Origin of the sequence: Staphylococcus sp. HMSC34G04, assembly GCF_001838765.1 — a bacterium.
Taxonomy (GTDB): Bacteria; Bacillota; Bacilli; order Staphylococcales; family Staphylococcaceae; genus Staphylococcus; species Staphylococcus epidermidis.
This window is the reverse complement of record NZ_KV838699.1, coordinates 1-234: the sequence shown is the minus strand read 5'-3', so window position 1 is coordinate 234 and position 234 is coordinate 1. Positions and strand designations below refer to the sequence as shown.

The 234-nt window shown below is 29.1% G+C and carries 1 pseudogene; it reads right to left on the bottom strand.

Annotated features, from left to right (window positions below):
- Window positions 1-63: 63 nt before the first annotated feature.
- Window positions 64-234: pseudogene (locus HMPREF3241_RS13095) on the bottom strand (DUF5079 domain-containing protein); the annotation flags it as partial.

Sequence of the window (234 nt, the reverse complement as noted above, 5' to 3'; positions counted from 1 at the left end):
CTTCTTTATCAATTTCAAATGTTATTTTTACACAATATGGCATGATAAGCATACCTAATTCCATTATAATTTCACCCCATCTTCACTAATGTCATAATTTAACAGACCTAAGTAAAAATATGTTCGTCCAATAAGCAAATGGCTACAAAATAACATTATCATTCCCATCCAAATCGTACTATTTTCTTCAGAATCAACAGGAAGAATTAATGATACATACAACAATAGTCCAAA